This window comes from Epilithonimonas hungarica (genome assembly GCF_900102265.1).
Classification (GTDB): domain Bacteria; phylum Bacteroidota; class Bacteroidia; order Flavobacteriales; family Weeksellaceae; genus Epilithonimonas; species Epilithonimonas hungarica.
In genome coordinates this window covers 677,944-701,050 of the sequence record NZ_FNBH01000002.1, presented here as the reverse complement: position 1 = coordinate 701,050, position 23,107 = coordinate 677,944, and the positions used below count along the sequence as shown (strand labels likewise).

The following is a 23,107-nucleotide window of genomic DNA, read 5'->3' as shown; positions in this document are numbered from 1 at the left end:
GCTGAACTTTATTATAATTAAAAATTTTAGTATTAAAAATAAATCTGTACAATCTGCCTTTTAGTGATTTGAATTTAATTCTTTACTAAAACCAAATACTCCCAAGGTTTCAGGTTGATAGTTGTCTTTTCAGAATCGATGTTAAAAATTTTTCCGGTGAATAATTCTCGATATTGTCCGAAATAATATTTGGTATCAACGGAAGTTGGAAGGCTTTTATCCGAGAAATTGAAAATAGATAAGACTGAGTTGTCATTCTTTTCACGATAAAAAGATAAAACATCATTCATCTGATCATTGGTTACTCGAATCATTTCTCCGCCCCATTTCCCATTCCAAAGCGCTTGGTTTTTATGCTTCAGATCAAATAACTTCTGATACATTCCATAGAATTTGTGGTCTTTCCAAACGATTTCATCTTTCTCAAAAAACGCAAGACTTCTGTCCAGCCCAGCTTCTTGTCCACTGTAGACCAAGGGCATTCCGTTGGCTGTTCCGCAAAGTGCCATTGCTGTTTCCAATCCTTTTCCGAAGTTTGAATACTGGTTGCCTTCCCAGGAATTCTTATCGTGATTATCCGTGAATAGCATTCTGTAAGAATCATAAGGAAAACTGCCGACATCGTGTGCCATATATTCGTATAAAGCATTAGCGCCTTTCTCACCTGTTGTTGCCAGTTTCAGTTTGTCCCAAAGCGTCCAGGAATAGGTCATATCAAAGGATTTTCTGTAAAGGTCACGCGATTCCCATTCTGCCAACATAAAAACCGGTTTTATCTGGTCAAGCTCTTCTCTTGCATTTTCCCAAAAATCAACAGGGATAAAGCCTGCAACATCACATCTGTAACCATCAATGTTGGCTTCTTTTACCCAGTATTTCAAAACGCCCGTCATATATTCCCGGAAGTCAGGATTGTTGTAATCAAAATCGATGACATCATCCCAATCGTACCAAGGTGTTGGCTGGAAATTACCTTCCCTTGATTTCGTATACCAATCCGGATGTTCTTTTGCCAGCGGATTGTCCCAAGCGGAATGATTCCCGACCCAGTCAAGCACAACGTACATTCCCATCGAATGGATTTTGTCAACCAAATTTTTAAAATCCTTCAAAGTTCCAAAGTCAGGATTCACACCTTTGAAATCTTTCACGGAATAATAACTGCCGAGTTTTCCTTTTCTGTGCATCTCTCCGATCGGATGGACGGGCATCAGCCAAAGAATATCAACACCCATTTTTTTGAGTCTCGGCAAATGTTTTTCAAAAGCTTTGAAAGTGCCTTCTTTGGTATATTGTCGGATGTTGACTTCGTAGATTGTCGCATTTTTGCTCCATTCGGGATGTTTGAGCTGAACGTAAGGTTTTGGCTGATAACGGGAATCTTTGGTTTGTGATAATCCCAGAAACGGAATCAGCAGAAATAAGAAAAGATATTTTAGAGAATTCATAAGGCTTATATATTTCTCTAAAATTAGAAAAAAGACTAATTAAGTTATTGAATTATTTTTAATTCTTTTCGGATTAAAAAAATACGAACGCCTAATTCCAAAACAAATAAGCCTTCCGCCAAAATGAACAAAGCTTCCGCCAAAACAAACAAAGCTTCTGCCAAAGTGAATAAAGCTTCCGCCAAAATAAAAAGACAATTTCCAAATAAAAAAAAGCATTCCGAGTTTTTTCGAAATGCTTTTTTTAATTTTTTTTTAAAGAATTAAGAATACATCTGCTCTTGTAATTCTTTGATTTTTTTGTCCGATAGATATTCATCGTAAGTCATATCTCTGTCGATGATTCCTTTCGGCGTCAACTCGATGATTCTGTTACAAACCGTTCCCAGCAATTCGTGGTCATGAGAAGACAATAGGATGTTTCCTTTGAAGTTGTTCAATGAGTTGTTCAAAGTTGTAATACTCTCCAGGTCCAAGTGGTTGGTTGGCTCATCCAAAAGAAGAACATTCGCTTTCTGAAGCATCATCCTACTGAACATACAACGCATTTTCTCACCTCCGGAAAGAACTTTACAAGACTTAAGCGCTTCGTCCCCAGAGAAAAGCATTCTTCCCAGGAAACCTCTCATAAACTCTTCATGACGCTCTTCATCATTTTTCGTGAATTGTCTCAACCAATCTACCAAATTAAGGTCATCTTGGAAGAAATCCGTATTGTCCAAAGGCATATAAGATTGGTTAGTCGTAACGCCCCAGGCAATAGCGCCTTTGTCGGCTTCTACATTTCCAGAAAGGATTTGGAAAAACTCAGTAATTGCCAATGAGTTCCTTGAAAGAACAGCAACTTTATCTCCTTTTTTAAGGTTAAGGTCAACGTTTGAGAACAATAATTCTCCGTCTTTTGTTTTTTCAAGACCCTTAACATCTAGAATTTGGTCACCAACTTCTCGTTCAACATCGAAAATAATTGCAGGATAACGACGGGAAGAAGGTTTGATGTCATCGATGTTCAATTTGTCAATCATCTTCTTACGAGCAGTAGCTTGTTTGGCTTTCGCTACGTTAGAACTAAATCTAGCAATGAAATCCTGTAATTCTTTCTTCTTATCTTCTGCTTTTTTGTTGGCCTGAGCTCTTTGTCTCGTAGCTAATTGAGAAGCCTGATACCAGAAAGAGTAGTTACCGGTATATAAGTTAAGTTTAGAATAATCCAAATCTCCAATATGTGTACAAACCGTATCCAAGAAGTGACGGTCGTGAGAAACTACTATAACCGTATTCTCATAATCTGCTAAGAAATCTTCCAGCCAAGCAATCGTTGCAATGTCCAGGTCATTGGTAGGCTCATCCAAGATCAAAACATCAGGATTACCAAACAAAGCCTGTGCAAGCAAAACTCTTACTTTGTCTTTGTTTTCCAATTCGCCCATCAATTGATAATGCATATCTTCTGTGATACCAACATTTGAAAGCAAAGTTTGCGCATCGGCTTCAGAATTCCATCCGCCCATTTCGTCATATATTACACCTAGTTCTCCAGCCTTGATCCCATCTTCATCAGAGAAATCTTCTTTAGCATAAAGTGCGTCCATCTCTTCTTTGATATCGAAAAGTCTCTTGTTTCCTCTAAGGATGGTTTCTAAAACCGTGAAGTTGTCATAAGCAAAGTGGTCCTGCTCAAGAACCGACATTCTTTTGCCGTTCTCCAAAGACACATTTCCAGAAGTTGGTTCCTGTTTTCCGCTTAATATTTTGAGAAATGTAGATTTTCCGGCACCATTTGCACCGATAATCCCATAACAATTTCCTTTCGTGAATTTTATATTAACTTCGTCAAAGAGAACCCTCTTCCCGAACTGTAATGATAAATTAGATACTGTTAACATATAGTTTTGTAAATTTGTTGCAAAAATACGAAAATAAGTTGGGATAGTGAAGTGTCTGCAACGACTTATAATATGAAATAGCAATAGTCAAATCCTTAAATAAACTACTATTAATTTAGACATTTACATTTGACCTTTGAAAAAAGCCAAGCTTCCAAATGAAAGTTAAAATAGAAAAATCTGTTAACATTCTTAACAAACGTGCCCGCTTCGAATATGAAATTCTGGATGAATACGAAGCCGGAATTGTATTAACCGGTACCGAAATAAAATCACTGCGTTCTTCCAAAGCATCCATCACCGAAAGCTTCTGCCAGTTCATTGATGATGAATTGTATGTTATTAATATGGTGATAGATGAGTACAAATTAGGAACTTTTTATAACCACAAAACAAAAAGGGAACGGAAGTTGCTACTGCATAATTACGAATTGCAAAAACTTAAAAAAAAGTTAAAGGATGTTGGGAATACTATAATCCCGTTAAAGCTTTATATCAACAATAATGGAAAAGCGAAATTGCTTATTTCTTTAGCCAGAGGGAAAAAACTCTATGATAAAAGAGAGGCAATAAAAGATAGAGAGAATAAAGTCAACATCCAGCGATTGTTAAAGAAAAACTAAAAAAACTTTGTTTATAAAGAAAAATTATATTTATTTTGCATTATCAATTATTTAATCATTTAATTCTATGAAAAATCTAAAATTAGGAATTTCAGCATTGGCGCTTACTGTTGCCTCTACTGTTTTCGCACAAACTACTTCCAACCCGTGGGTTATTGGAGTGGGTGCTCATGGAGTGAATCACGTTGCTCAGAGAGGTAATTTCAGCAATACATGGTCATTCAACAATTTTAAAGACAACTTGTTTGGTGTTTCCAAATATTCAATTACACCACCACTTTCTAAATTGACAGTTGCAAGAAGCCTTAGCAAAGGTATCGTGCTTGACTGGCAAACTACAGTGGGAAATGTTGAGAATAAGAGATTTGCTATGGACAAAGAATTTTTCCTACAAACAGGTCTTGGGGTGCAGTTCAAAGCAGCTGGTCTTTTGTGGGATGAAGAATCTTGGTTCGATCCTTACTTGAGAGTTGGTGCTAATTACTTGAGACATGATTATACAGGATTGTCTTTCCCAGCAACTGATACAAGAGGTGAGTATTATGGATCTTATGATAAAGATGGTAACTTAACTGGAAAAGCAAACCACTTTACAGTTAGTACAGGTGCTGGTATTAATTTATGGGTAACTAAAAACTTCGGTTTAGGTGTTCAGGGAGATTATGTTACTACTCCTGTTGACAAATCTAATGTTGCTAACTTCTGGCAGGCTTCAGCTTCATTATTGTTCAGATTTGGTAACACAGATAGAGATAAGGATGGAATCCCAGATAAAGAAGATGCTTGTCCTGATACGCCAGGTTTACCAGAATTCCAAGGATGCCCTGATACCGATGGCGATGGAGTTCCAGATAAAGATGATCAATGTCCAGATGTAGCTGGTCCAAAAGAAAACAATGGTTGTCCTTGGCCAGATACAGACGGTGACGGAGTATTAGATAAAGATGATGCTTGTGTTGACGTTCCTGGTCCAGCAGAAAACAAAGGTTGTCCTTGGCCAGATACAGATGGCGACGGAATCTTAGATAAAGATGACGCTTGTCCTACAGTTCCAGGTCTTGCTAAATACAATGGTTGTCCTAAACCTAAAACAGAAACAGCTAAAGAATTAGAGCAAAATTTTGGAGGTGTATTCTTCGATTTCAACAAAGCTACAATCAAAGCTGAGTCTAAAGGAGCTTTAGATGCTGCTGCTGAGTTAATCAAAAAAGACGGTGGTAACTATCTATTGGAAGGTAGAACAGATGCTAAAGGATCAGAAGCTTATAACTTGAAACTTTCTAGACAAAGAGCTGCTTCTGTAGTTGCTGCTTTAGATTCTAGAGGTGTAGATCCTAACGCTCTTAAATCTATAGGTGTTGGTAAGGCTAAAGCAACTGTTCCGGCTACGGCTTCAGACGCTGAAAGACAAGTAGACAGAAAAGTTGTTGTAACTGCTGTTGAAGATGCTGCTCAATGGAGCGCTCTTAAGAAAAGAGATTACGAAGATCCAACTCCAGTTAAAGTAGTTAAGAAAAAAGCTCCAGCTAAGAAAAAAGCTCCAGCTAAAAAGAAAAAATAATTTTAAATAATTAATTTTCTAAATATAAATACCTCCAATTTTATTGGAGGTATTTTTTTTGTTTTCAGATTTCTGTACTTTTGTAGAATAAAATAAAAACTTATAATGGGAAGAGCGTTCGAATATAGAAAAGCTTCAAAGATGGCCAGATGGGATAAGATGGCCAAGACATTTTCAAAGATAGGAAAGGATATCGCTTTGGCGGTAAAAGCGGGCGGTCCTGATCCAGACTCCAATCCGGCACTTAAAAGATGCATCCAAAATGCCAAGGGTGCTAATATGCCAAAGGATAATGTAGAAAGAGCTATTAAAAAGGCAAGTGGTGCTGATGCCGAAAACTATGAGGAAATCACCTACGAAGGATATGGACAGGGTGGAGTAGCTTTCTTCGTAGAATGTACAACAAATAATCCTACGAGAACTGTAGCCAACGTAAGAGCTATTTTCAATAAGTTTGATGGTAACCTTGGGAAGAATGGGGAATTGGCCTTTATTTTTGATAGAAAAGGTATTTTCACAATTGATTTAGCTCAAATCAAAATGGATTGGGATGACTTCGAAATGGAAATGATTGATGGCGGAGCAGAAGATGTAGAAAAAGACGATGAAGAAGTAATGATTACAACCGCTTTTGAAGATTTTGGTTCATTGTCACATAAGTTGGACGAATTGGGAATCGAAGCAAAAAGTGCTGAATTACAAAGAATTCCGAATAATACCAAAGGAATGACAGAAGACCAATTTAAAGCTAACATGAAGATGTTGGAACGCTTCGAAGAAGACGATGATGTTCAGAATGTATTTCACAATATGGAGTTTACAGAAGAACAATTAGAATCGCTTTAAATTTCTAAGATATAAACAATAAAAAATCCCGACTGAAAAGTCGGGATTTTTTATTTTATGAAACGCTGTTGATTATGCGTTTGGTTCAACAGATACAAAAGACCTGTTGTTTGCTTTCTTTCTGAAAACTACTTTACCGTCAACCAATGCAAACAAAGTATGATCTTTACCGATACCAACATTTTCACCTGGGTGATGTTGAGTACCTCTTTGTCTGATAATGATGTTTCCAGCAATAGCGTCTTGACCTCCGAAAATCTTAACACCTAATCTTTTAGAGTGAGATTCTCTACCATTTTTGGAACTACCAACTCCTTTCTTGTGTGCCATTTTATTTTAAGCTTTTTTGGATTAAAAATTATTCAGCAGATTCGCTGGTTTCTGTTACTTCAGCTTTAGCAGCTTTTTTAGGAGCAGCTTTTTTCGCTTCTTTTTTCGCACCGTCAAAACCAGTGATAGAAACAATCTGGATTTGAGTTAATTGTTGTCTGTGACCATTTTTCTTAGCATAACCTTTTCTTCTTTTCTTTTTGAAAACGATTACTTTGTCAGCTTGAACGTGGTCAAGAATTTCTACTTCTACGGCGATACCGTTTACAGCCGGGGCACCTACAGTTACTGCGCCGTTTACAGTAAGAAGAACTTTATCAAAAGAAACTTTCGCTCCTTTGTCTCCTTTCAAACGGTTCACAAACAACTTTTGGTTTTGCTCAACTTTGTATTGAAGCCCTGCTATTTCTACAATTGCAAACATTGTTTATAAATTTTTATAATTATTCGAGGTGCAAAAGTAAACATTTTATTTAAAAAACACAAGACTATTTGTAAATATTTAGTTCTGTGATTATTAATATTAGTTTGGGCAGCTTAATCCGCCTTCCGCTCCCAATCTTTTCACTCCACTACGTTGCGTAAAAAGGATTTCCGCTCAAGTCGGGCTGCAGATTCAACATAAAACAAACTTTCAACATAAAAAAACAACATTTTTCATCCAAACTTATCTAAGCGAAGCGCCTTTGTGACCTTAAAACATTTTGATATAAATAGAACCTTTGTGAACTTTGTGTTCAAAAACTATAACCCAAAGTAACTTATATACAAGATAAACTCTAACTTTGACAATCGAAATTTTTTGCGAAATGCTAAATTTTATAAAGAAAAACATCGCGCTCATCTGGGCAAAAAAACATATCGAAAAATCCAAAAATTTTAAAATCAATGCAATTGAGAATCAGCAGGAATTACTTTTGGATTTGGTAAAGACAGCTGAGAAAACATTATTTGGCAGAGAACATCAATTTGAATCCATAAAATCGATTGAAGATTTCCAGAAAAACGTTCCTGTTTCGGATTACGAAGATTTAAAACCTTACATCGAGAAAATCAAAAAAGGACAAGCCAAAATTCTTTGGCCAGATTTACCAGAATATTTTGCTAAAACCTCTGGTACAACTTCCGGCTCCAAATACATTCCAATTTCCAAAGAAGCAATGCCTTTTCAGGTTGCAGCTGCCCAAAGTGCTATTTTTCATTACATCGAGAAAAAAAATAATGCAGATTTCGTTGGTGGGAAAATGATTTTTCTCCAAGGTTCCCCAGAATTAGAAGAAATTAATGGTGTAAAAACTGGAAGATTGTCAGGAATCGTAGCGCATCACATCCCAAATTATCTTCAGAAAAACAGACTGCCGAGCTGGGAAACAAACTGCCTCGAAGATTGGGAAACCAAGGTCGATAAGATCGTAGAGGAAACCGAGAACGAAAATATGACCTTGATTTCCGGGATTCCGCCTTGGCTGATCATGTATTTTGAAAAATTGATTGACAGGCATGGAGAAAAAATAACAGAGATCTTTCCTAATCTTCAACTCATTATTACAGGCGGTGTCAACTATGAACCTTATCGAGATAAGATGAACGAATTACTGGGAAAACCAGTTGATATCGTTCAGACTTTTCCGGCTTCGGAGGGTTTTTTTGCGTTTCAGGATGATTATCAGAAAGAAGGATTGCTGTTGTTAACCAATCACGGAATTTTTTACGAATTCATTCCTTTAGAACAATACGGAAAACCCAATGCAGAACGTTTGACGCTGAAAGATATCGAACTTAATAAAGATTATGCCTTGATTCTGACGACCAATTCCGGACTTTGGGCTTACTCGATTGGGGATGTTGTAAGATTTATTGATAGAAATCCGTACAGAATTTTGGTTTCCGGAAGAACAAAACATTTCACTTCTGCTTTTGGCGAGCACGTAATTGCATTCGAAGTGGAAGAGGCTTTGAAAGCAACGGTTGAGAAATTCGCAGCTCAGATTACGGAATTTCATCTCGCGCCACAAGTTAATCCGGAAGAAGGATTGCCTTACCACGAATGGTTCATCGAGTTTGAAAAAGAACCTGAAAATTTTGAAGCTTTCAAGTCTGAATTGGATCTACAACTGCGAAAAAGAAATACTTATTACGATGACTTGATTTCCGGAAATATTCTGCAACCTTTGGTGATTACAAAACTCAAGAAAAATGCTTTTCAGGATTATGCGAAGTCGGAAGGTAAATTGGGCGGGCAAAATAAAATCCCAAGGCTTGCAAATGATAGAAAAATTGCATTATATTTGGAAAAACTAAATCTACAATGAAAACTTTTTCTTTTATTATTGCTTTATTTCTGCTATTGCAATCTTGTACCACAACCATTTACAGGAATAATGTGAACAAGGACGATTTTTCAGCAATTCAGGCTGGGAAAAAATATACTTTTTACGAAAACGGCAAGCCTAAGTATAAAGCCATAGTTTCGGCTGTGGAAGAAAATAAAATTGTGGGAATTGCAAATAGTCAAGAAGTGAACATTGCGAAGAATGATATCAGAGTGATTAAGAAAAATAATCCTGGCGGAACGACGGCTATAGTTGTAGGCTCAGCTGCTGGTATGGCTGCGTTTGTTGCATTAATCGTTTCGTTAGTTAATAACAGCTCTCCTGATTACTACTATTATTAAGAATCTGAAAATATTAGAATTTGGAAATGTCAATTGATATTACCGAATCTCTGATCGACGGACAGCGGGATTAAGCTCCTAAAAAAATACCTTTTCCGAATAATTTGCCGAAAATCGAATGCCAGTTGAATGCTATCAACTATTTTTGCATAATGGTTTCATTCACACCGCTTCGGGTTTTAAAAAATATAGAATTTCGTCATCTTTTAACAGGAAGATTTTTCTTAATCATCGCCTTCCGAATGCTGGCAACTTTGCTCGGCTGGTGGGTTTATCAATTGACAAAAGACCCGTTCTCCATCGGATTGATTGGACTTTCTGAGGTAATTCCTGCAGTTTCCTGTGCACTTTATGCTGGTCATATCATCGATATGAACGAGAAGAAAAAACTCTTGCTCATTTGTAATTATGCTTATGTGGCTTTGATAAGTTTGCTGTTGATTCCGGCATTTTTAGGGCACAGGATGCATTTTACAGGGCACGAGATCACTTATTTTATTTATGGTGTGATCTTCTTTACGGGAATTTCACGTTCGTTTTTGGGACCATTGGTTCCATCGATGATTCCGAGGATTGTGAAGCAGGAAAATCTTCCTTACGCAGTGACACTGAATCAGGCGACGTTCTTGATAGCTTCGGTTTCTGGTCACGCATTAGGTGGGTTTTTGATTGCAATGATTACGATAAAATGGACTTTGGTAGTGATTGTCTGCAGTATGACAATAGCTTCTCTGTTTTTCTGGACAATCAACAAACAGCAGTCTGAAAATAAAAATAAAGATGTAAAAGTCTTCGAAAGTATGAAAGAAGGTTTGGCTTACATCTATAAAACCAAGGAAATTCTGGGTGCGCAAATGCTGGATATGTTTGCGGTTCTGTTTGGTGGTGCTGTTGCGATGATCCCGGTTTTTGCGAGCGATATTCTGAAGGTCGGTTCCGAAGGTTTTGGACTTCTGAATGCGGCATCTGATATTGGTTCGATGCTGATTATTATTACGCTTTCTTTGGTTCCACTTAGAAAAAATCAAGGAAAGATCCTATTATTTGTAGCTTCCGGATTTGGACTTTGTATTATTGGATTTGGATTATCAAAACTGTACTGGTTGTCATTCGGATTCCTTGTTTTGAGCGGAATGTTGGACGGAATCAGTGTTGTCATCCGAGGAACGATTGTTCAGTTGAAAACACCGGAAGAAATCCGTGGACGTGTTCTAAGTGTGAATTCTATTTTCATAATGTCGAGCAATGAGCTTGGACAATTTGAAAGTGGATTGACGGCGAAACTGATGGGCGTTGTCCGTTCTGTGGTTTTTGGAGGAACGATGACGGTTTTGACGGCGTTGTTTATCGGAGCGACTTCTAAGAAGTTGAGGAAGATGGAGTATTAATTTTAATTGAATTATGAAACCAACTTTAGAATTACCAATTACAATCAGATTTCCTGAAGAAAATGAAGTTCCTATGAATTCTTCAGTATTAGAAAGGCTTAGAGAAAGTAAATCAGCAAATATTGTAGAAGGTTATACTTTAAATCAAAAACAAATTGATTCTGAAAATAAAGATTTAGGTTTTGAATTTTATGCAGAAATTAATGTTAATAATTCTAATCTTTGGAATCTCATTATTGCTTTAACTGAGAGTTTGCCAGAAGTTTCATCTCTTCTTTTCGGACATATTGATTTTGAAATCAATTATGGAAATTATGAAGATAAAAAAGAAATTCTCGAATTTATAAGCCAATATAAAGTTGAATTAACGGAGGATGCATTTATTAATTTTGGTTTGATTTATCAAGATAAAGAAAATCTAATTGAAATTTTCATTGATGAAAGCAAATATGTGAAATATTGGGGAGTAAGTGAAAAATTATTTAGAGAAATAATGGGAGATTTTAAACTTGAAGAAATCAAAAATCTTGAATTTATTGATGAATATCCAAAAGTTCGGGAGCCTTTGAGATTACATAATCCAAATACAATTGATTCAAATGAATTTATTCAGATTTTAAAAGGAAAATATTTATAGTCAGAGATATTTCAAAATAAAAAAGGAAGCAAATTTTGCTTCCTTTAATTTTATATCAAACTTCTGATCTTCGCAATCATATCATCGCCTAATTTATCCGCTTCTTCCTGAGAAAATGCCTCAGTGTAAATCCTGATAATCGGTTCTGTATTAGATTTTCTCAAGTGAACCCAGTTTTCAGGGAAATCGATTTTCACACCGTCCACTGTTGAGATTTCTTCATTTTTATATTCTTCCTGAACTTTGATTAATAAAGCATCAACGTCGATATCTGGCGTCAATTCGATTTTCTTTTTACCCATAAAATAACTTGGATAAGTGGCTCTCAGCTCGGAAACCGTTTTGTTTTCTTTCGCCAAATGAGTCAAAAATAAAGCAACACCAACCAAAGAATCTCTTCCGTAATGAAGCTCCGGATAGATGATTCCACCGTTTCCTTCACCACCGATTACAGCATTTTTTTCTTTCATTAATGTCACCACATTCACTTCTCCAACCGCACTTGCAAAATATTCTGAATCAAGTCCTTTTGCAACATCTCTCAACGCTCGGCTGGAAGAAAGATTGGAAATTGCCACACCATTTTTATTTTTCAATAGATAATCCGCAACGGCAACCAAAGTATATTCTTCTCCGAACATCTCACCTTTTTCGTCCACCAAAGCCAGTCTGTCCACATCTGGGTCAACCACAATTCCCATATCTGCTTTTTCTTTGATGACCAACTCACAGATGTCGCCAAGATGTTCCTTCAAAGGTTCCGGATTGTGAGGGAATTGTCCATTTGGTTCGCAATATAATTTCACAACTTCAACGCCGAGTTTTTCCAAAAGAGGTGGAATAGAAATCCCGCCGGTAGAATTCACCGCATCAAGTACAACTTTGAATTTCTTAGCTTTTATCGCCTCAACATCTACAGTTGGTAAATCTAAAATTTGTTTGATGTGAATATCGAAAGCGTCGTCTCGGGTTTCATATTTCCCCAAATCATCCACTTCCGCATAATTGAAATCTTCATTTTCTGCCAAAGCCAATACTTCTGCACCATTTTCTCCGCTGATGAATTCGCCTTTGTCATTCAATAATTTCAGAGCGTTCCATTGTTTTGGATTGTGAGAAGCGGTAAGGATAATTCCACCATCGGCTTTCAGTTCCGGAACCATAATTTCGACGGTTGGCGTTGTAGAAAGTCCTAAATCTACAACATTAATTCCAAGACCTTGCAACGTAGAAGCTACAAGAGATGAAACCATTTGACCAGAGATTCTGGCATCTCTTCCGATAACTAAGGTCAAATCTTTTTTATTTTTATTATTCTGAAGCCAAGTTCCGAATGCCGAAGCAAATTTCACAACATCCAGCGGAGTCAAGTTATCGTTTACTTTTCCGCCGATAGTTCCTCGGATTCCGGAAATTGATTTTATTAATGACATTTAATAAATTTTAAGGTTTTTTCTGAATGCAAATGTATTAAAAAGAAGTCATTTTGTTTTTAATTCTATATTAAAGCTCAGGTATTTTATCCTGAATTTTTTCATAGACCTTTTTCACTTTCGAAGGCGCGTTTAACCTATAGCCGAAAAACAAAAGAACATAGAAATTATTATTAATAATATTAGAACCATTGTCGTCATAATGATTACCAGAATAATTGAATTTGGAACCGAAGAAAATGTTCTCAGAATTATAACCCAAATGAAGACCAGCGCCGAAATTCTGAGTGAAAAAATTTTGTTTTTCTTTTTCATCTTTTGTGATGTCAGCTTTATAACTGCTCCATTTTTTTCCTAATCCTGTAAAGGCAAATGGTGCAATATTGAAGTGCTTTGTAACAACATAATTATAATAATAACCAACATCAAAACTCAAATCCAATTGATGTTCTCTGGATTTTATAGAGTTCAGATTATCAGAAAAAAGAACATATTCATAATTAATGGACGGCACAAAACTTCCACTGCTCGCTTCCTGCCATTCTTTTTGGTAATAAATGCCTTTCAGAGAAAAATTCTTATTGAAAATATAAGAGGTTGAACCTCCAAAACTTTGGATTCTGAGATTCGGAAAAGTCAAATAAGGGTCTTTTCCTTTTTGCCAATTGCTTACAAAATCCTGAGTGTTGCTGATGTAATACCCTTTGCTATTCTTGTATGACAGTGTCTGGATAATGTTTTTCGGAAAGAATCTGAAAGTGTAGTTGGTAAAACTGCTTTTTCCTTTCAAAGCATTGTTGTTTCCCTGTAAAAAATTGGGAGCGAAAGACACAGTTGCACTGACGATTTTATAATCAAACCCAATAGTTGTATTAATTTTATTATTGAGATTCAGCCTTGGTTTTATATCTAATCCTTTGGACGAAATGACATAATTGTCAATGTTGGTGTCAAAATTAAGGCGAAGAATGATTTTGTCGTCATAGGAAATCACTTTATTATGAATGCTGTCATTCTGTGCAAATGTTAATACGCAGAAATTGAGCAAAATAAAAGTAAGGATTCGCATTGATTAGTTTTATTTTCTAAAATTAATGACTTTTTTTATATTGATAATACAATTGGAGTTTGATTTGAAAAATTAAGAATTCGAAAAAATATAATTGATAATTATTTATAACTTTGTAAAAAGCAAAATATGAACGCCTTTATCATACACCCTGCAAATCAAGAAGAAGCAAGCTTATTGGAAAGCCTTTTGAAGAGAATGAAGTTCTCATTTGAAAAAGTGTCTGAAGAAAAAATAGCTGTTTCTCCAGAAGAAATTCAATCTATCAATAGAGGAATTGATGAAGCTAATGAAAACAAACTGACCAACAGTTCCGATGTTCATAAAAAAGCTAGAGAATTATGTTCGAAATAAAATGGACTCCCGAAGCGGAAAAATTATATTTTGAAACCTTAGAATATTGGATTAATCATAATAAATCCAACACTTATTCTCTGAAAATTATTAAGGAAGTTGAGAGAAAAGAAAAATTATTAGCAAATAATCCTTTTATTGGAGCTATAATTATTGGAGCAAAAGATGAAGTTAGACGAGTTTTGATTCTGGAAAATTTCTCTCTTCATTACAGAATTAATAAAACAACAATCGAAATTGTTTCTTTTTGGGCAAATAAAAAAGATTTGAAAATTTAAGAACAGCCACAATCCGGACCGCAGTTTTTCCCGTTATCTTTTTTGGAAAATGTTTTTGTAAGCTTTCTGACAATTGCATAAACAGCTGTTAAAACGATAAGCCCGATAATTACGTATTGTAAGGTTAATGAATTGTCCATTTTAAATTTACTTTAAAATTTGATAAATAATCAAAGCCGAAAAGTATGCCAAAAATGTCATCGAAACGGTTTGTAACATCGTCCATTTAAGGCTTCGCGTTTCTCTGTAAACAACAGCAATTGTAGAAATACATTGCATCGCAAAAGCATAGAAAAGTAAAATCGAAACACCTGTTGCAAAACTGAAGACTTTGTCACCATTGGGATGAACGTCCAATCTCATTTTTTCAATTAATTTTCCTTCCGGAGCTTTATCATCCAGACTGTAAAGTGTTGATAAAGTTCCTACAAAAACTTCTCTTGCCGCAAAACTTGTCAAAATTCCGATTCCCATTTTCCAGTCGTAACCAAGCGGAGCAATGGCTGGTTCCATCGTTCTTCCGATTCTTCCAAGATAAGAATGGTCTAGAGATGATTCTGTCGCTAAAATCTCATCTTTATGTTGTGGCGGCCCAAAATAACTCAAAGCCCAAAGAATAATACTCACAGTGAAAATCACTTTTCCAGCACCGGAAATAAACTCCCAAACTTTACCTAAAACCAATTTGAAATCATAACCAAACAAAGGCATTTTATAAGTCGGTAAATCCATTACCAGGAAACTTTTGATTTTGGTTTTGATGAAACTTTTCAAAATAAATGATGAAAATAATGCCATCAAAAATCCTATCAGATACATTATCATCAATGCAATTGCTCTGTATTTGATTCCATAAAAACTTTCGTCAGGAATAATCAATCCGATAATAATACTGTAAATCGGAAGTCTCGCAGAGCAAGTCATAAAAGGCGTTACAAGAATGGTAATCAATCTTTCTTTAACGTTCTCGATGTTTCTGGTTGACATTATCGCCGGAATTGCACAAGCTGTTCCGGAAACCAATGGGACAATACTTTTTCCATTGAGACCGAAAGGTCTCAGCATTCTATCCATCAGGAAAACAACTCTCGCCATATATCCCGAATCTTCCAAAAGATAAAGAAAGTAAAGAAGAATTCCGATTTGAGGTGCAAAAATCAAAATTCCGCCAATTCCCGGAATGATTCCGCTGGAAACCAATGAATTGATTGGTCCTTTCGGAAGATATTCGCCCGAAAATGCTGATAACCAAGTGAAGAAATCCTCAATCCAGGTCATCGGATATTCTGCAAGGAAAAAAACACTTTGGAAAATTAATAACAGAATCAAAAGAAAAACAACATAACCCCAAACTTTATGAACCAAAACTTTGTCCAGTTTTTCAGTCAATAATTCCTTTAACTGAGGTTTTTTTTCTGTGATTTCGGAAGTGATTTTATCAATATTCTGATATCGTCTTACAGTTTCCGTAATCTGCAAACGTTTTGGAACACTGCATTTTGAGTCTTCCTGAGTGATGATTTCGTGGATGTTCTCAATTTTTCCGAGATAAGTATCGGCAGCTAAAAGTGTCCAGATTTTATAGAGATTTTTCTCGGTTGTGTTAGATGAAACCTTGTAAACCAAGGCTTTCTGTTCCAATGGAATTTCGAAAGAATTAGTCTCCGAAATTTTAAATTCATTGTTAAAAACCGCTTCACGAACGGTTTCTATTCCCAAATTTTGTTTTGCATTGGTTTCAAAAACAGGAATATTAAGAATCTGCGAAAGCTTAGAAATATCAATTTTGATTCCTCGTTTTTCGGCTTCATCCACTTGATTGATAACCAAAATCACAGGAATTCCCAAATCCTGAATCTGCTGAAAAAGAAGCAAGCTTCTTCTCAGATTAATAGCATCAGCAATGTAAACAACACCGGAATAGTCTTCCTGAATCAGATAACGTGAAAAAATAGCCTCGTCCTCAGAAGTTGGATAGATGCTGTAAGAACCAGGCAAATCAATAACCTCGACTTCCTCGTTTTTGTAAATGTAATTTCCGGAATGGCTGGCAACAGTAACACCAGCATAGTTTCCCGTTTTTTGTTTTCTGTTACAAAGAATATTGAAAAGTGTGGATTTCCCGACGTTGGGATTCCCTACCAAAAGAATTTGTTTTTGCTTTTTGTCCTGCATCATTCCGAAAATTCTACCTTAATAAATCTTGCTTCTGCTTCTCTCAGGGCAATTCTGGTTTTGTCAGAGCCATATTCTATATAAAGCGGACCATTGAAAGGCGCCTGATAAAGAACTCTGAAAGTGGTTTCCGGAAGCAATCCCATTTCGATTATTTTTGTCGGCATCTGGAGGTTGTCGTTGTCGTAACCAAGAATTTTCCCGATTTTATTTTTCGGAAAACAGCAGAGCTTATCGATATGTTTTGTTTGCAAGACTAAAAATTTTGGACTACAAAGATAGCTTATTTCAAATTAATCTAAATAAGAGATTGGTCATAAAAAAACCGGAAACTTAATTTCCGGTTTGATACTTATTTTTTCTTTTTGTCTTTCTCTGCGACTTGAACAACTTCTATCGGGTTGTCGTTGGCATTGAAGAAATCTTTTGCGATTTTCTCTTGATTTTTCATCATTTCTCCAATGGTTATATCGCTTCCAGGCATTTTCATAGTCAGCATATTTTGAGGGACTTGGGCGCGCCATTCTGCCATCGGGTCTTGTTTGTAGGCGGCGTAAGCTTTATCAAACTTATCTTTCGGAATTATTTTTTTCTCATTACTTATCATTCCGGATTGTGCCTGTAATTCTTCTACATAAGAGAATTCCTTCCAGTTTTTTACCGTTTTGTTTCCGGATAACAGCCAGGAATAATTTTTGCCCTCATCCTCGATTTTCACAATCAATCCAGGTAAACCATAGAATTTATAAGGCCCATCTTGAAAAGGAATATCAGTTGAGAACCAAGCCGTCCATTTTCTTCCGCCAAATTCTGTCGTCGCTTTTTGAGTATTGTATTCTCCGATTTTTTCTTTGTCAGAAAGGATTTTCCAGTCGAATTTTATAGCTTCTTCGTAAGCGAAAAGATTTTTGCTGATCCTGTCAACATATTGCTCTTTCATATCAGGATACATTTTATATATCTTGAAAGCGAATTTTGGCATTTTTATCGTTTTCGAAAGGTCTTTCCAAGCTTTGGTTTTTTGCATTTCTTCCACAGCCATTTTTATGATGGAATCCTGTGCTGTGATTGTGAAATCCTGATAGATCGATTTGTCTTTCACAATATCAAGAGTAGCCATTACCTTATCAATTTTTGCCGAATCTTTTTTCGGTTTGAAGCTTAATTCATAAAAGAAACGGTTGGCTGTTTCCTGAGCAGAAACCATTAATCCTAATAATAACAAAGGAAGAATGACTAATTTTTTGAGAGATTTCATAATTTCTATATTTTCTGTTTTCTAATAATTAGTGCAGTATTCTCAAAAATGTTACACTATTTATGATACATTTTTTTAATCGACTCATTCATCAGTTGATAAATTTTCAAATGTTCATTATCATTAATGAGCTCTTCGTGGAGTTTTAAAATTCTTTCATCGCCTCTCACGGCTGGTCCGGTTTGTGCGGATTTTGGTTCCAGATGATGGATTTTTTCTACAGTTTCATCAATTAATGGAATAAAATATTCGAAAGGCAAATCCTGAGAATCCGATATCTCTTTCGCTCTTGCAAAAAGATGATTCACAAAATTGCAGGCGAAAACAGCCGTCAGATGAATGTATTTTCTTCTTTCATAATCCGAGGTTTCCACGTTTTCTGAAATAATTGAAGCTAATTCAAATAACGATTTTTCATCAATCTGATTTTCGGCTTCTATGAAAAACGGAATTTTGGAATAATTGAGATTTTTGGTTTTGGAAAAAGTCTGCAAAGGATAGAAACTTGCTTTTCTATAATTACCTTTCAAAATTTCCATTGGAAGCGAACCGGAAGTATGAGCAACTAATGCATTTTCTTTTTTAATTAAACTTGAAACTTGTTCAACCGAAGAGTCTGAAACAGAAATCAAATAGAAATCGGCATCTTCCAATTTATCCGTAGAAAAAGGAATGTTGAACTCTTCGGAGATTTTTCTTAATTCAATTTCATTTCTCCCGAAAACCTGATGAACCCGGATATTATTTTGAGTAAAAGCTTTTGCTAAATGATAAGCGACATTTCCCGAACCAATAATGACTGTTTTCATATAACAAAGATAAAATTTTGTGAGATAGGTATGATTTTTAATAATCATTAATATGACAGGTTCAAATATGTTTTTCAAAGAAAATTGAAAAAATAATTTAACTTTGGTCTTATTTTTTAATCAAAACTACGAAACCCCTGAATGAAGCTAAAGGATGAGGAGATTGTAAAGCTTTTATCTGCACCTCAAACTGTGGAAAAAGGTTTGCGTGCGATGATGGATGCCTATCAGAGCCGGCTTTATTGGCATATCAGGCGACTGATTGTGGACCACGACCTCGCTCAGGATGTTTTGCAGGATACATTTATCAAGGCGTATCAGAATATTCACCAGTTCAAGAGTGATAGCAAATTGTACACTTGGCTCTACAGAATTGCAACCAACGAATCTTTGCAGCAACTCAACAAAATGAACCGGATGAAAAAGACAGATGAAGATGCAGAATATCATATGCAGAATCTGGTCGCAGATAACGCTGGAAAAGATGCGGAGGAAATCCAGGTTATGTTGCAGAAAGCAATTCAGACATTGCCGGAAAAGCAGAAGCTGGTTTTCAATATGCGATATTATGATGATTTGCCTTACGAGGAGATCTCGAAGATTCTGGATATGTCTGTCGGAACTTTGAAGACCAATTATCATTATGCAAAAGACAAAGTTGAACAATATATAAAGGACAACTACTCGGAAGAGTTTTAAATATTAGAGAATATAGTTATGAAACGTCATCTGACGTTCCATTTGACAATGAAAAATTAAATAAAAGCAAATGAAAATTGATATAGAAAAACTGAACAGAAAAACACCTTATCCGGAACCTTCGGAAGGGTTTTTCAGAACGCTTCAGGATAGTGTGATCTCGAAAACAATTGGAGAAAGAATCCCAGTTGTTCAGAAAGAAGCAAAAGTTTTCTCTTTGAATTTCAAATGGGTTGCTGCAGCGGCAATTGTTATGATTGCAGGTATTACTGCGTTTTTGGGACTTAATGATGGTCCTGAGATGCAAATGGCTCAGCAAAAACCAATTATTGATAGCGTTTACGAAGTCCATTCTACGGAGCAAGAACCCGCAAATGCATTAGCTGACAACAATGATGTTTCAAATCCAATCCAATCTGTTGAACATAAAGCAGAGCATTTGAAATCGCAGAGGCCTATCGCTAATTTGTCTAAGTCTGATAATCGTAGAAACAATAGTTTTGATAATACGGACAGACAGGATTATGCTGTGGAAACGAAAAGAAGGTCCGAGTCTGAGGTTGAAAAGGTTCTCGTAGCTTTCACGCCGGACCAGATAAAAGATATTGACAGGAATAGTGAACAGGATGTTTATCTTGACCTTTATAATTAATAACAAAATATTAGAGAGATGAAAAAATTGTTATTGACTATTTTGATTGCGGGATTATTTTCTGCACACACAGCCAGAGGGCAAGAACGTAGAACAGGAACTCCGACCACAACACAAAGAAGCAGCCCAGGTTCTTCTTTCAGAAGTGGTTCAACAACATCGTCATTGTCACCTTCCGGAACTTACCAGAGACAAACGAGTATTCCCAGAGCATCTGAATGGAGAACAATGAACATCGATGAGAAAAAAACGGCTGTAAGTAATATGTCCGTAAAAGAACGTTCTGCCTTTCTCCAAAAGATGAAAGAGAATATTGCAATTGATGACCTGGAAATTCCTACAGACAAACAAGATGAGTTCAAAAGCCTTTTTGCGGAATATCAAAGTAACCAGAAGCAGATAAAGGAAAAATTTAATTCGGATAAAAATTTTGGAAACCTTTCTAATGAAGAGGCTATCAACCGATTAAACCAGAGTTTTGATGTTGGGCAACAATTGCTTAATAACAGAAAAACTTATGCGGATAAATTTTTAAAAATTCTTACGCCACAGCAAGTTTTGAAACTTTTCCAAAACGAAGGGAAAATGCGAGAGAAAATACTGGATAAGAAAAACGATAAATAGATCAAGAAACCTCTAAATTTTGGAGGTTTTTTTTATTTTATCAAGCACATTTACAAATGTATCCAAATTATTTTTCCTATTCTCTTAAAAATATGTATTTTCGCAAACTGATTATAAACACATAATATAAAATGGCAATTTTAGGCGAAATTAGAAAAAGATCGTGGCTATTATTAGGCGTCATAGCTTTAGGATTAGTATCATTTCTTTTTAATGCTGATACCTTTGACAAGATGTTCTCAAAGAATCCGAATGTTTTTGGTAAGGTAAATGGTGATGATATCACAAGAGATGAGTTCAACGACCAACTTTTCATAATGCAGCAACAGGCTCAGCAACAAGGACAACCAACCAAGGGTCTTGAGGAGCAGGCTTGGCAGATCCTTGTGCAGTCAAAATTGATAAAACAGCAGTTTGACAAAATGGGACTTAAGCTTACAGATGAGATATTCTGGAGTCAGCTTCAGTATGATCCTATTTTCGCACAAAGTCAGCAGTACTTTGATGAAAAAGGAAACTTCAAACTACAGCAGCTTAAATCAGAAATAGAAGCTTCTCAGGTTTCAAATCCTGAAAATTATTCCTATTGGTTGAAAAATAAAAAAGCAATCGAGTACAGGATGATGGCAAGAATGCTTTTCGGAAACTTGACCTCTGGTATAACTACCAGCAAAAAAGAAGCTGAGCTGATGATGAAGTTCCGTGATGATATGGCCAATATTGATTTCGTAAAAGTTGATTATCTTGAGTTTTCTAAAAAGAACAACGTAAAAGTTACAACACAAGATCTTGCGGACTATATCAAGCAACATCCAACAAGATTCAAAGCAACTGCAAGCAGAAACTTGGCCTATGCTTATTTTCCGGCTATACCTAGTCCTCAAGATGATGCAGCAACGCTTAACGAGATCAACAAGCTTTTCCTTAAAGGAACAGATGCTTCTAACGGGACAGAAAACTTCCAGAATACTACGAATGATTCTATGTTCGTAGAGCTTAATTCTGATGTTCCTTTCATCCCTCAATATGTAAGCCCTACACAATTGCCAACAGAACTTAAGGATAAAATTGCTACAGCAGCTATCGGACAAACTTTTGGACCTTACAAAGAGCAAAGTCTGTATGTGGTTTCAAAATTGTTAGATAAGAAAGCATCTGATTCCACATTATCAAAACATATCTTGATTGCCTATAAAGGAGCTGAAAGATCAACTTCTAACAGGACTAAAGAAGCAGCTAAGAAAACTGCAGATAGTTTATTGGCTGTAATCAAAGCTGACCCTGCGAAATTTACTGAAGGACTTAAATTGTCTGATGAACCAAATGCTGTTGAAAGAAACGGAAGTGTAGGATGGACTACTCCGGCAAGTCAGTTTGCACCGGGATATTTGAGCTTTTTAGCAAATAATCCTAAAGGAGCAACAGGATTGCAGGAAACGGCTTTCGGATATCATATCATTAATGTTGAAGACAAAAAATCAGGGGCGATGACCTATAAGATCGCTCATCTTGCAAAAGCTATCAAAGCTTCTGATAAAACAGAAAACCAAGTGTTGACCCAAGCTACAAGATTTATCCAGCAGACTGAAGGAAAAAGCTTTAATCAATTCAAAAGTTTAGCTGAAAAAAATAAATATAGATTCGATAATCCCAAAACTGTAGGTCGTTTCCAAGGAACGCTTCCAGGTCTTAATACGGATAAAGATCCGGATGTGATTGCTTGGGCTTTCGATAAGAAACGAGAAATTGGAGATACAGATATTTTCACAGTAGAAGGAACCGGAGATAGAATAGTGGCCTATTTGGTAGGGAAGCAGGATGAGGGTCTTGCTGATCCAGAAACTGTAAGAGATCAGATCGAACCGATTGTGAAAAATAAAGTTCTTGCCAAAAAAATCATCGAAAAAATCAATGCAGGAAAATATGCATCCCTTGACCAGGCGGCAAAAGCTTTTGGTACGACAAAAGGAAGTGCGGATGTTAACTTATTCAACCCGGCTGTAAATGGAGCAATGGAACCTAAAGTTGCTGGTGCTGCATTTGGAGTGGCTGCAAACAAATTGTCCCAGCCGATCGAAGGGATGACGGGTGTTTATCTGGTCGTTAAAAAATCTGTTAAGACCAACAAACTGCCAGGAGATATTAAGCAGATTACAGAATCTATCAATCAGCAGAATTCTCAGCAATTTACTGGCGCATTCTTGAAGAGTCTTCAAGACAATGCCAATATCAAAGATTTTAGAATCGAGGTTTGGGACAAGACAGCTCAATAATAGATTCAATAATATATCAAAATAAGCAGAAGCGGCATGATTGTCGCTTTTGTTGTTTTTTATTTATAATAATTATAGATCCAATATTCT

The 23,107-nt window shown here is 36.0% G+C and carries 24 protein-coding genes; 13 read left to right on the top strand and 11 right to left on the bottom strand.

What is annotated here, in order from left to right; translation table 11 throughout:
* Window positions 1-74 precede the first annotated feature (74 nt).
* Both BLT30_RS10410 and BLT30_RS10405 read right to left on the bottom strand, forming a co-directional pair.
* The gene (locus BLT30_RS10410; protein ID WP_089873473.1) at window positions 75-1,448 is read right to left on the bottom strand and encodes an alpha-amylase family glycosyl hydrolase; all 1,374 of its coding nucleotides are present in this window, start codon (window positions 1,446-1,448) and stop codon (window positions 75-77) included.
* Between the two features lie 263 nt (window positions 1,449-1,711).
* Window positions 1,712-3,334: an ABC-F family ATP-binding cassette domain-containing protein gene (locus BLT30_RS10405; RefSeq protein ID WP_089873472.1), complete on the bottom strand. Its 1,623-nt coding sequence runs from the start codon at window positions 3,332-3,334 to the stop codon at window positions 1,712-1,714.
* A gap of 158 nt (window positions 3,335-3,492) precedes the next feature.
* On the opposite strand from BLT30_RS10405, the gene smpB reads away from it, so the two are divergent.
* From smpB to BLT30_RS10390, 3 genes are all read left to right on the top strand, one after another.
* Window positions 3,493-3,957, top strand: a complete 465-nt coding sequence (smpB, locus tag BLT30_RS10400) for an SsrA-binding protein SmpB (RefSeq protein WP_089873471.1) — start codon at window positions 3,493-3,495, stop codon at window positions 3,955-3,957.
* A 67-nt stretch (window positions 3,958-4,024) separates the two neighbouring features.
* Window positions 4,025-5,518: an OmpA family protein gene (locus tag BLT30_RS10395; RefSeq protein WP_089873470.1), complete on the top strand. Its 1,494-nt coding sequence runs from the start codon at window positions 4,025-4,027 to the stop codon at window positions 5,516-5,518.
* 105 nt (window positions 5,519-5,623) lie between these two features.
* Window positions 5,624-6,364, top strand: coding sequence for a YebC/PmpR family DNA-binding transcriptional regulator (locus tag BLT30_RS10390; protein ID WP_089873469.1), 741 nt, complete (start codon window positions 5,624-5,626; stop codon window positions 6,362-6,364).
* Between the two features lie 72 nt (window positions 6,365-6,436).
* Here BLT30_RS10390 and rpmA read toward each other — a convergent pair whose 3' ends face one another.
* Together rpmA and rplU are read right to left on the bottom strand one after the other, a co-directional pair.
* Entirely contained in the window at window positions 6,437-6,694 is a 258-nt protein-coding gene (rpmA, locus tag BLT30_RS10385) for a 50S ribosomal protein L27 (protein ID WP_027383144.1), read from the bottom strand.
* 28 nt (window positions 6,695-6,722) lie between these two features.
* Window positions 6,723-7,118 carry a 50S ribosomal protein L21 gene (gene rplU, locus BLT30_RS10380; RefSeq protein ID WP_027383145.1) on the bottom strand — a complete coding sequence of 132 codons (396 nt, stop codon included), beginning with the start codon at window positions 7,116-7,118 and terminating at the stop codon, window positions 6,723-6,725.
* Between the two features lie 385 nt (window positions 7,119-7,503).
* Here rplU and BLT30_RS10375 point away from each other — a divergent pair, with 385 nt between their 5' ends.
* The 4 genes from BLT30_RS10375 to BLT30_RS10360 all read left to right on the top strand — a co-directional run bounded on the left by BLT30_RS10375 (window position 7,504) and on the right by BLT30_RS10360 (window position 11,393).
* Window positions 7,504-9,006 (top strand): GH3 auxin-responsive promoter family protein, encoded by a 1,503-nt coding sequence (locus BLT30_RS10375; protein WP_089873468.1) that lies wholly within the window; start codon window positions 7,504-7,506, stop codon window positions 9,004-9,006.
* Window positions 9,003-9,368, top strand: coding sequence for a hypothetical protein (locus BLT30_RS10370; protein ID WP_089873467.1), 366 nt, complete (start codon window positions 9,003-9,005; stop codon window positions 9,366-9,368). Before BLT30_RS10375 ends, BLT30_RS10370 begins: the two co-directional genes overlap by 4 nt.
* 152 nt (window positions 9,369-9,520) lie before the next feature.
* A complete protein-coding gene (locus tag BLT30_RS10365) occupies window positions 9,521-10,756 on the top strand; it encodes an MFS transporter (RefSeq protein ID WP_089873466.1) in 1,236 nt (411 codons plus the stop codon).
* A gap of 13 nt (window positions 10,757-10,769) precedes the next feature.
* The gene (locus BLT30_RS10360; RefSeq protein ID WP_089873465.1) at window positions 10,770-11,393 is read left to right on the top strand and encodes a hypothetical protein; all 624 of its coding nucleotides are present in this window, start codon (window positions 10,770-10,772) and stop codon (window positions 11,391-11,393) included.
* A gap of 50 nt (window positions 11,394-11,443) precedes the next feature.
* Here BLT30_RS10360 and glmM read toward each other — a convergent pair whose 3' ends face one another.
* A complete protein-coding gene (gene glmM / locus BLT30_RS10355; protein WP_089873464.1) occupies window positions 11,444-12,826 on the bottom strand; it encodes a phosphoglucosamine mutase in 1,383 nt (460 codons plus the stop codon).
* Between the two features lie 70 nt (window positions 12,827-12,896).
* Entirely contained in the window at window positions 12,897-13,895 is a 999-nt protein-coding gene (locus tag BLT30_RS10350) for a DUF4421 family protein (protein WP_089873463.1), read from the bottom strand.
* 129 nt (window positions 13,896-14,024) lie between these two features.
* On the opposite strand from BLT30_RS10350, the gene BLT30_RS10345 reads away from it, so the two are divergent.
* Both BLT30_RS10345 and BLT30_RS10340 read left to right on the top strand, forming a co-directional pair.
* A complete protein-coding gene (locus BLT30_RS10345) occupies window positions 14,025-14,249 on the top strand; it encodes a DUF2683 family protein (protein ID WP_089873462.1) in 225 nt (74 codons plus the stop codon).
* Entirely contained in the window at window positions 14,237-14,527 is a 291-nt protein-coding gene (locus tag BLT30_RS10340) for a type II toxin-antitoxin system RelE/ParE family toxin (RefSeq protein WP_089873461.1), read from the top strand. The genes BLT30_RS10345 and BLT30_RS10340 overlap by 13 nt, the downstream gene beginning before the upstream one ends.
* Here the strand turns inward: BLT30_RS10340 and BLT30_RS10335 are convergent.
* The 5 genes from BLT30_RS10335 to BLT30_RS10315 form a co-directional block, all read right to left on the bottom strand.
* Entirely contained in the window at window positions 14,524-14,667 is a 144-nt protein-coding gene (locus tag BLT30_RS10335) for a FeoB-associated Cys-rich membrane protein (RefSeq protein WP_083600775.1), read from the bottom strand. The genes BLT30_RS10340 and BLT30_RS10335 overlap by 4 nt on opposite strands.
* Window positions 14,668-14,674: 7 nt before the next feature.
* Entirely contained in the window at window positions 14,675-16,705 is a 2,031-nt protein-coding gene (feoB, locus tag BLT30_RS10330) for a ferrous iron transport protein B (protein ID WP_089873460.1), read from the bottom strand.
* On the bottom strand, window positions 16,702-16,956 hold the full coding sequence (locus tag BLT30_RS10325) for a FeoA family protein (protein WP_089873459.1): 255 nt from the start codon (window positions 16,954-16,956) through the stop codon (window positions 16,702-16,704). The genes feoB and BLT30_RS10325 overlap by 4 nt, the downstream gene beginning before the upstream one ends.
* 98 nt (window positions 16,957-17,054) lie before the next feature.
* Window positions 17,055-17,960 (bottom strand): GLPGLI family protein, encoded by a 906-nt coding sequence (locus BLT30_RS10320; protein WP_089873458.1) that lies wholly within the window; start codon window positions 17,958-17,960, stop codon window positions 17,055-17,057.
* A 56-nt stretch (window positions 17,961-18,016) separates the two neighbouring features.
* Entirely contained in the window at window positions 18,017-18,769 is a 753-nt protein-coding gene (locus BLT30_RS10315; protein WP_089873743.1) for a Rossmann-like and DUF2520 domain-containing protein, read from the bottom strand.
* A gap of 141 nt (window positions 18,770-18,910) precedes the next feature.
* Between BLT30_RS10315 and BLT30_RS10310 the strand changes: the two genes are divergently transcribed.
* The 4 genes from BLT30_RS10310 to BLT30_RS18530 all read left to right on the top strand — a co-directional run bounded on the left by BLT30_RS10310 (window position 18,911) and on the right by BLT30_RS18530 (window position 23,017).
* Complete coding sequence (locus BLT30_RS10310) at window positions 18,911-19,468, top strand: RNA polymerase sigma factor (protein WP_089873457.1); 558 nt, start codon at window positions 18,911-18,913, stop codon at window positions 19,466-19,468.
* Between the two features lie 70 nt (window positions 19,469-19,538).
* Window positions 19,539-20,120 (top strand): hypothetical protein, encoded by a 582-nt coding sequence (locus BLT30_RS10305; protein ID WP_089873456.1) that lies wholly within the window; start codon window positions 19,539-19,541, stop codon window positions 20,118-20,120.
* An 18-nt stretch (window positions 20,121-20,138) separates the two neighbouring features.
* A complete protein-coding gene (locus BLT30_RS10300) occupies window positions 20,139-20,744 on the top strand; it encodes a hypothetical protein (protein WP_089873455.1) in 606 nt (201 codons plus the stop codon).
* A 131-nt stretch (window positions 20,745-20,875) separates the two neighbouring features.
* Window positions 20,876-23,017 carry a peptidylprolyl isomerase gene (locus BLT30_RS18530; RefSeq protein WP_089873454.1) on the top strand — a complete coding sequence of 714 codons (2,142 nt, stop codon included), beginning with the start codon at window positions 20,876-20,878 and terminating at the stop codon, window positions 23,015-23,017.
* Window positions 23,018-23,107: the final 90 nt, after the last annotated feature.

Bases quoted from the DNA above. Each gene is read 5' to 3' on its own strand.
- glmM (WP_089873464.1), bottom strand. From the start codon at position 12,826: ATGTCATTAATAAAATCAATTTCCGGAATCCGAGGAACTATCGGCGGA.
- BLT30_RS10405 (WP_089873472.1), bottom strand. From the start codon at position 3,334: ATGTTAACAGTATCTAATTTATCATTACAGTTCGGGAAGAGGGTTCTC.
- rpmA (WP_027383144.1), bottom strand. From the start codon at position 6,694: ATGGCACACAAGAAAGGAGTTGGTAGTTCCAAAAATGGTAGAGAATCT.
- BLT30_RS10410 (WP_089873473.1), bottom strand. From the start codon at position 1,448: ATGAATTCTCTAAAATATCTTTTCTTATTTCTGCTGATTCCGTTTCTG.
- BLT30_RS10375 (WP_089873468.1), top strand. From the start codon at position 7,504: ATGCTAAATTTTATAAAGAAAAACATCGCGCTCATCTGGGCAAAAAAA.
- BLT30_RS10305 (WP_089873456.1), top strand. From the start codon at position 19,539: ATGAAAATTGATATAGAAAAACTGAACAGAAAAACACCTTATCCGGAA.
- BLT30_RS10395 (WP_089873470.1), top strand. From the start codon at position 4,025: ATGAAAAATCTAAAATTAGGAATTTCAGCATTGGCGCTTACTGTTGCC.
- BLT30_RS10365 (WP_089873466.1), top strand. From the start codon at position 9,521: ATGGTTTCATTCACACCGCTTCGGGTTTTAAAAAATATAGAATTTCGT.
- rplU (WP_027383145.1), bottom strand. From the start codon at position 7,118: ATGTTTGCAATTGTAGAAATAGCAGGGCTTCAATACAAAGTTGAGCAA.
- BLT30_RS10360 (WP_089873465.1), top strand. From the start codon at position 10,770: ATGAAACCAACTTTAGAATTACCAATTACAATCAGATTTCCTGAAGAA.
- BLT30_RS10335 (WP_083600775.1), bottom strand. From the start codon at position 14,667: ATGGACAATTCATTAACCTTACAATACGTAATTATCGGGCTTATCGTT.
- BLT30_RS10350 (WP_089873463.1), bottom strand. From the start codon at position 13,895: ATGCGAATCCTTACTTTTATTTTGCTCAATTTCTGCGTATTAACATTT.
- BLT30_RS10340 (WP_089873461.1), top strand. From the start codon at position 14,237: ATGTTCGAAATAAAATGGACTCCCGAAGCGGAAAAATTATATTTTGAA.
- BLT30_RS10320 (WP_089873458.1), bottom strand. From the start codon at position 17,960: ATGAAATCTCTCAAAAAATTAGTCATTCTTCCTTTGTTATTATTAGGA.
- BLT30_RS10300 (WP_089873455.1), top strand. From the start codon at position 20,139: ATGAAAAAATTGTTATTGACTATTTTGATTGCGGGATTATTTTCTGCA.
- smpB (WP_089873471.1), top strand. From the start codon at position 3,493: ATGAAAGTTAAAATAGAAAAATCTGTTAACATTCTTAACAAACGTGCC.
- BLT30_RS18530 (WP_089873454.1), top strand. From the start codon at position 20,876: ATGGCAATTTTAGGCGAAATTAGAAAAAGATCGTGGCTATTATTAGGC.
- BLT30_RS10370 (WP_089873467.1), top strand. From the start codon at position 9,003: ATGAAAACTTTTTCTTTTATTATTGCTTTATTTCTGCTATTGCAATCT.
- feoB (WP_089873460.1), bottom strand. From the start codon at position 16,705: ATGATGCAGGACAAAAAGCAAAAACAAATTCTTTTGGTAGGGAATCCC.
- BLT30_RS10345 (WP_089873462.1), top strand. From the start codon at position 14,025: ATGAACGCCTTTATCATACACCCTGCAAATCAAGAAGAAGCAAGCTTA.
- BLT30_RS10315 (WP_089873743.1), bottom strand. From the start codon at position 18,769: ATGAAAACAGTCATTATTGGTTCGGGAAATGTCGCTTATCATTTAGCA.
- BLT30_RS10390 (WP_089873469.1), top strand. From the start codon at position 5,624: ATGGGAAGAGCGTTCGAATATAGAAAAGCTTCAAAGATGGCCAGATGG.
- BLT30_RS10310 (WP_089873457.1), top strand. From the start codon at position 18,911: ATGAAGCTAAAGGATGAGGAGATTGTAAAGCTTTTATCTGCACCTCAA.